A 959-nucleotide genomic window follows, 5' to 3' on the forward strand; every position below is an offset into this window, starting at 1 on the left:
GTGCTGGGTCCGGTCGACCTGGTGCTGATGGGCATCGGCGCCATCATCGGCACCGGCATTTTCGTGCTGACCGGCACCGGCGCGCTGACCGCGGGGCCGGCGCTGACGGTGTCGTTCGTGATCGCGGCGCTGGCGTGCGGCTTTGCCGCGCTGTGCTACGCGGAATTCGCCTCGGCGATCCCGGTGTCGGGCTCGATCTATACCTACAGCTACGCCACGCTGGGCGAGATCGTCGCGTGGATGATCGGCTGGGACCTGTTGCTGGAATACGGGCTGGCCACCTCGGCCGTGTCGGTGGGCTGGTCGGGCTATTTCCAGTCGCTGATGGCGGGCTTCGGCATGAAGCTGCCGGCGGCGCTGAGCGCGGCGCCGGGCTCGGTGCCGGGTGTGCAGACGGTGCTGAACCTGCCGGCGTGCCTGATCATGCTGGCCATCACCTGGGTGGTATCGTACGGCGTGCGCGAGTCCGCGCGCGTCAACAACCTGATGGTGGCGGTGAAGATCGGCGTGGTGCTGCTGTTTATCGCGGTGGGCGTGTGGCACGTGCAGCCGGCCAACTGGCAGCCGTTCGCGCCGTTCGGCTTCACCGGCATCTTCAATGCGGCGGCGCTGGTGTTCTTCGCCTTTATCGGCTTCGATGCCGTGACCTCGGCCGCGGAAGAAGTGCGCAACCCGCGCCGCGACCTGCCGATCGGCATCATCGGCTCGCTGGCGGTCTGCACCGTGCTGTACGTGGTGGTGGCGGCGATCATGACTGGCATCGTGCCGTTCGCCAAGTTTGCCGGCGTCGACCACCCGGTCTCGCTGGCGCTGCAGTTCGCCGGGCAGAACTGGGTCGCGGGCTTCGTCGACCTGGGCGCGATCCTGGGCATGACCACGGTGATCCTGGTGATGACCTACGGCCAGACCCGCGTGATCTTTGCCATGTCGCGCGACGGGCTGCTGCCCGAGCGGCTGTC

Annotated in this window: 1 protein-coding gene; it reads left to right on the forward strand. The window is 67.9% G+C overall.

All coding sequences use genetic code 11. The annotated features are described in order from the left end of the window. Positions 1 to 959: amino acid permease (locus tag MKD50_RS30460; protein WP_252669767.1), on the forward strand; the 959-nt coding region annotated here is incomplete at both ends.

This window comes from Cupriavidus mimosae, from assembly GCF_023952485.1.
GTDB classification, from domain to species: Bacteria; Pseudomonadota; Gammaproteobacteria; order Burkholderiales; family Burkholderiaceae; genus Cupriavidus; species Cupriavidus taiwanensis_C.